Raw genomic sequence first — 5,134 nt, 5'->3', positions numbered from 1 at the left:
AGACGGCATTCTTTGGTAATCATGGTTTTGGAACCTCCGTTGTGATGAACAACGGAACCCATGATCCTCGACTTTCTCGTCATTGTAAAAGTACCTCACGACGCCCCCTCGAGGTGGGTCAAAATTAATGTCGTTTGGTGGGTACTTTAGTATGTCGTGCAACAATTTTTTTACCCACAACTATGCACGAAGAGCCAATTTTCGAGATCTTATGATCGCCAACGACTTCACGATCAAGGATATTGCGGGCAAAGTGCCGGAGGATGTTGTTTGGGGCTGGTTAAGAGGTCGGCAGGAACCGACCTTGGACGATTGGAAAGCGCTGGAGGCCGTGTTCGGCATCCCTACCACCGAAGGGTTTCGCAACGGGATGCTCTTTACGCCCGGGTACGTCGCGATTTTCTATCGCAGACAGGCTCAGAATGCACAACGGCGTCTGCGGAAGTTTTTACGGCACGGGTGTCCGGCCACGAGAGGCCGCGTCACCCGAAAGTCGGCATCCGGTAACAAAATCCGGCGGCAGACGAAGCAGGATCCGCTTGAAAAAGCCGAGGTCAATTTTGCCGTCGCCGAACGCATCGTAAAGATTGAAAACGTCACCGAACAACTCTGTCAGGCCGTCATCAACCACAGCTGACAGTTGGAAGGGACGATTCAATCCTTGCAGTCCGTCAATGCAGCCATCAAGCGCCGCAGCGAATTGACGACGCGCTGCCTCATTGTCGGCGCATTTGTCTTGGTGTTGGCTGTGGGTTTTGCCGCCAGTTGCTATTTCGGACAGCCGGCAGTCGTTGCTGCGCCGCCCGTTCCCAAAAAGAGAGGGACGGCGGGGAAGGGGTGTCCCGTGTGTGCCCGGCCGTTCCTTTCTTTCTTCTAAAGAGGACACTCGCCCTATGTCTTGGATAAGGAGAATTTCGATGAAGACCATCTTCCGATGTTTCGCGAGGGCCTACAGCCGGCACCATTTCTGTACGTTCTCCGGAACTGCCTCCCGTGAGGAGTTTTGGTACTTTGTGCTGACGCTGTTCCTGTTGAATTCCGTCCTGATAGCGCTGGTAACGTCGTTTATGGCGTTCTCGTGGCAGGATCTCTTTCAGAGTTTCTACGCCATGGAGTTGGCAGACGAAGACAGCCTTTGGGTGTCGTACGGGCCCTTGATTGCGGCGGGGGCAGGACTGCTGTATTTCGTCTTCATGCTCGTGTCAATCATTCCGGCGACAGCGTTGGCCGTGCGGCGCTATCACGAGGCTGGATTCTCCGGTACGGTGTTTGCCGTCTTGGCGCTCGGTTCGCCTTTCTGTGCCGTGCTCGTCATGGTTCGGGTGTGGACGATGGCAAGCGGATACTCCGATATGCTGCTCTCTGATCCGGACACGCTGTTGGAAGGCTCGTTCACTGTCGAAGTGATGCTGATGTTCTTGTCGCAACTATTGGGGTACGTGAATCTGTTGTGTCTGGCGTTACCACCAAAGATGGAAAAAACGTTTTTGCTTAAACAAAGTCGCACAAATTACGTATGTTTATATAACTCAACTTTTCCTCTCAGGAGATTAATATGAATCGTCAGGAACTCATTGCTGCCATCGTCGAAAAGACGGGGGTTGCCAAGGCCGATGCCGATAAGGTGCTCAAAGGTTTCGTGGAAGCCGTTACGGAATCTGTGGCCGCCGGCGACAAGGTGCAGCTCGTGGGCTTCGGTACGTTTGAACGCGTGGAACGCGGCGAACGGGAAGGTCGTAATCCGCAGACCGATAAGACGATCAAGATTGCTGCCTGCAAGGCTCCGAAGTTCACTGCCGGCGCAGCCTTCAAGGAAGCTGTAAACCGGTGAGTATCAGGCGTTTTGCCGTAAAATGGGAAGCTGTGGGACGCCAAAATCCTGCGGCTTTTTTGTGGGTATGTGAGGCCAAAAAATGGAACAACGAAAAACCAATGCGCTTGGAATCGTTTTCTTTGTCGGTATGTTCATTTGGGGAGCAGTACTTTTTTACCACTATATCGGAGCGTTGGATTGGTGGTTGGACTTCCGGAGTGCGACGACTCGCTTTTTAGGAACGACTGCGATTGTTGCACTGACGCTCTTTTTAGCACGATTGGTGATTTACTTCGTTCCGATTTTTATTTTCTTTTATTTGCGGGACGGTCTTTATTGGACGTGGTATCAATCTTTGTCTTTGGTTGCTGCTCCACTTATCGCTCTTATTCCCTGGTATGTGATTATCGGAGGGATGGAATGGCTGCGGCATTCAGGCGTTTCATCTAAAAAGACCAATAGTACACCCGAGCCTGATTTTGTTTGGTCGAAAGACAAAACAACGGATTCCAGTTCGACCTCGGTTCAATCGGCTAAAGTCAGTGTAGAAGAATTGCTGTCTGAGAGTTCTTCTGAGAGTCCTGCCTCGACGCAAATGAAGAAGGACGAGCGCTCTTCCTTGGGGCAGGGGCAAACCGCCGCAAACGGGAAAGACTTTGTTTGGGCTCGCTTAGTGGGCCTTGCACTGCTGACGTTGATTGTTGTCGGCATGGTTGCCGTTGCAGTCAAATCGACAAATTCTGTATTGTCGCCGACAGTATCAGCAGTGCGTCCCGTCGTACAAAAAGTGAATCTTCCTCCGGAGCCTCAGTTATTTGTTCCGAGCACTTGGACGCAGGATTTCCTGAAGAAATCCTTAGTGCCTTATTTATCCGAGTCGATGAACGAGGTGTTCTCGACGGAGAGCAGTGTCCGTCAGTTAGGTTTGCCGTATGAGAAAATAGCCCTCTTAGAGAATCATTATCGAGAAGTTTTTATTCTTCCGGGCATTGAAAAAGCATTAGGTGAAGCCGTATGGAAGAAAAAATCGTTATTTGACGATCAAGACGATGCTAAATTACTGAAGCAACAACTTTTTCAGGTTGTTGTTGGAGAACTTAATCGGATTCAGCAACGAGGTTTATCGAGGTTGCCACAGCAAGATCTTAATCAGATAACTCTGTTCATTGTAAAAATTATCCGCAATACTGGATCTGAGAATTGCGCAGCTTATTATCGAGGTAGTCCAAAAATTTCTTTAGAAGATCAGATTATTAGTGTTTTTAAAAATTTTTCGTCAAAAGACTTGGAATATTTTTATGGGCTTTGTCGCACGGCCATTAATTTGGGGGTCAATGGTCAGCCGTATGTACCTACAATGACGCCGCTTCAAATGAAAGCTGTGTTTGATCGGTTGGCTAAGCGGGCAACGTATAGTCGGCATCCAACCGAACGAAGAAAATTGATAAATGGATTTAATGAGGTCTACGATCAAACACCATTTAAGAATCCCGACTATACATGTCGTTCTTGGTCAAATTTACTTACTGAAGCTACAAAGTTAACTGGTGCTGACGCAGAGTTTTTAAGAGACTTTTTTGCCCTAACTCAACAATAGCACTTTTGTGGTCTATTTCTTTGATAGATATAGTATTGTATTCTAAATTGGTACGGGCTGAGAATTCTTAAAACACGTGAACAGCAATTCTCATGTACGTGAACAGTTTTCTCACTTACGTGAACAGGTGCTCCGACTAGCCGATTCTTAATTACGTGAACAAAATTCCTAAACACGTGAACAGTTTTTGCATAGCAATTGATAATCGAAAGGTTCCTATCAATATCAATATACGGAGCCTTTATGACACGGAAAATTGCTATGACCACCATACGAACGGTATTGACCATGCTGAACAGCGGGTTCAGCTACTCCAAAATCCGTCACCATAAGGGAGCCTCCAACGGCTTCATCAACAAACTGGCTTCGGCTGCCAGGTCTGATCTCGAGGCGTTTGTCAAACTCTCGGACGAGGAAATCTACGAGCGGGTGTATCCCAAAACCCCAAACTCCCACTGCGAGCCGAACTGGGAGCCCTCTCTGTCAAAATACTTCCTAATCGCTAATCAGGAGGGCACGGAGAAGATAAATGGGCACCCCATACCTGCTCGAAAAGAAAAATCAAATCCTCGGGAGAATCCTTTCCAAGGAGATTACGGTTGAACAGGCGCACCGCGAATATAGTATCGCGACAAGCTGCGTGTATCGTTGGTTGCGGCAACTGAAAGTTGATAGCCGGTCTGACGGGCAAGGCACTCAGGCCATCCCCTTACCTCAATCTAAATTGGTACGGGCACGTACGTAGGGGCGTCAGCCCCTACGTCAGTTGAATCAAGGTACCCATTCAGGGATCGTTTCGTAGAGATCAGGAAATCCGAGCCGACGTGCAATTTCATGCTGCTTGCCGGTAACTTCCAGCCAACGCTTCTCGCCGGAACCGGTGTAAAGCATGCGGATAGAGCTGAGTCTGTTCTTCAATTCATTCACAGTCATTTCCTTGGACAGCGGCTGGATGTCTTTCACAGGTCCCTTTTTCTGCTCAAGTTTTGTCGGCTGACGCATTAATCTGCGCAGTTCACACAGAATCGACATGGCCACAAATCCAACCAGGAAACGGCCTTCCAGCGTATTGTCCTTGTGGGCTCTCGCAACATCGATCTCAATATCCGTCTTGCCGCCCTTAAAGGTCTTCTCAATCACGTCACGTGTCTGGTAGATGTCCAGGGCTTCAGCCGCCGTGCACTTCATTGTGGAGACATTGCAAAAGAAACCGAAATACCAGGTGTGTGTAGATTTCGTGTCTAGCACGGGTTTACGGTTGAGCTTGTTGGCTCGCTAACAGGGGTATTTAACCCCAGGTACTTCGGGGCTGTTAAGCCCCAATTTTTCTATCAGTGGTAATGCGATGATTCAGGGTACGACGGCGGCATGGGAGGGCTGCATGGCCGCCCCCATGGGGGCGGCCATGCAGTGGCGCGCCGCTACCGGAAAAATCGCAGTTTCGCCTCCTTAAGTTGTAACACTGCAACTGCTATGCTGAAACACTGTTTCAGTACTCCGCGGCAATTAAGCCTGCCCAGCGGCAAATCACTCACCGTACATGGCTGCAAACACCGGCATGGCTTCACTCCAAGCACGAACAGGCAGCTTCCATTTTTCCATAATGCGCTGAAGTGCCAAGTAAATCAGCTTCTTGGCGGATTCTTCATGCGGAAACATGGTTCGAGTTTTGATTACCTTCCGAACGCCACGGTTGAGAGCCTCAATACTGTTGGTCGTATACA

The 5,134-nt window shown here is 49.2% G+C and carries 7 protein-coding genes; 5 read left to right on the top strand and 2 right to left on the bottom strand.

Annotation, left to right across the window (positions count from 1 at the left end; genetic code table 11):
- Nucleotides 1–127 precede the first annotated feature (127 nt).
- The 5 genes from BQ7486_RS00605 (at nt 128) to BQ7486_RS00580 (ending at nt 4,013) form a co-directional block, all read left to right on the top strand.
- Nucleotides 128–637 (top strand): helix-turn-helix domain-containing protein, encoded by a 510-nt coding sequence (locus BQ7486_RS00605; RefSeq protein WP_162272206.1) that lies wholly within the window; start codon nt 128–130, stop codon nt 635–637.
- A 280-nt stretch (nt 638–917) separates the two neighbouring features.
- Nucleotides 918–1,559 carry a DUF805 domain-containing protein gene (locus BQ7486_RS00595; protein WP_162272205.1) on the top strand — a complete coding sequence of 214 codons (642 nt, stop codon included), beginning with the start codon at nt 918–920 and terminating at the stop codon, nt 1,557–1,559.
- Complete coding sequence (locus tag BQ7486_RS00590) at nt 1,556–1,831, top strand: HU family DNA-binding protein (protein WP_074008578.1); 276 nt, start codon at nt 1,556–1,558, stop codon at nt 1,829–1,831. Before BQ7486_RS00595 ends, BQ7486_RS00590 begins: the two co-directional genes overlap by 4 nt.
- Before the next feature lie 82 nt (nt 1,832–1,913).
- Entirely contained in the window at nt 1,914–3,410 is a 1,497-nt protein-coding gene (locus BQ7486_RS00585; protein WP_074008577.1) for a hypothetical protein, read from the top strand.
- 261 nt (nt 3,411–3,671) lie between these two features.
- A complete protein-coding gene (locus BQ7486_RS00580; protein WP_143182975.1) occupies nt 3,672–4,013 on the top strand; it encodes an FHA domain-containing protein in 342 nt (113 codons plus the stop codon).
- A 168-nt stretch (nt 4,014–4,181) separates the two neighbouring features.
- Here BQ7486_RS00580 and BQ7486_RS00575 read toward each other — a convergent pair whose 3' ends face one another.
- Both BQ7486_RS00575 and BQ7486_RS00570 read right to left on the bottom strand, forming a co-directional pair.
- Entirely contained in the window at nt 4,182–4,598 is a 417-nt protein-coding gene (locus BQ7486_RS00575) for a hypothetical protein (protein ID WP_074008575.1), read from the bottom strand.
- Nucleotides 4,599–4,937: 339 nt separating this feature from the next.
- On the bottom strand, nt 4,938–5,134 hold a 197-nt coding region (locus tag BQ7486_RS00570; protein ID WP_143182974.1), incomplete at its 5' end, for a transposase.

The sequence above is a fragment of the Duodenibacillus massiliensis genome (genome assembly GCF_900128485.1).
Lineage (GTDB): Bacteria > Pseudomonadota > Gammaproteobacteria > Burkholderiales > Burkholderiaceae_F > Duodenibacillus > Duodenibacillus massiliensis.
This window is presented reverse-complemented; position numbering and strand designations above follow the sequence as displayed.

What these genes read in the sequence shown, in the direction of transcription:
- BQ7486_RS00605 (WP_162272206.1), top strand. Translation starts at nt 128, where the DNA reads ATGTCGTTTGGTGGGTACTTTAGTATGTCGTGCAACAATTTTTTTACC.
- BQ7486_RS00595 (WP_162272205.1), top strand. Translation starts at nt 918, where the DNA reads ATGAAGACCATCTTCCGATGTTTCGCGAGGGCCTACAGCCGGCACCAT.
- BQ7486_RS00590 (WP_074008578.1), top strand. Translation starts at nt 1,556, where the DNA reads ATGAATCGTCAGGAACTCATTGCTGCCATCGTCGAAAAGACGGGGGTT.
- BQ7486_RS00585 (WP_074008577.1), top strand. Translation starts at nt 1,914, where the DNA reads ATGGAACAACGAAAAACCAATGCGCTTGGAATCGTTTTCTTTGTCGGT.
- BQ7486_RS00580 (WP_143182975.1), top strand. Translation starts at nt 3,672, where the DNA reads ATGACCACCATACGAACGGTATTGACCATGCTGAACAGCGGGTTCAGC.
- BQ7486_RS00575 (WP_074008575.1), bottom strand. Translation starts at nt 4,598, where the DNA reads ATGAAGTGCACGGCGGCTGAAGCCCTGGACATCTACCAGACACGTGAC.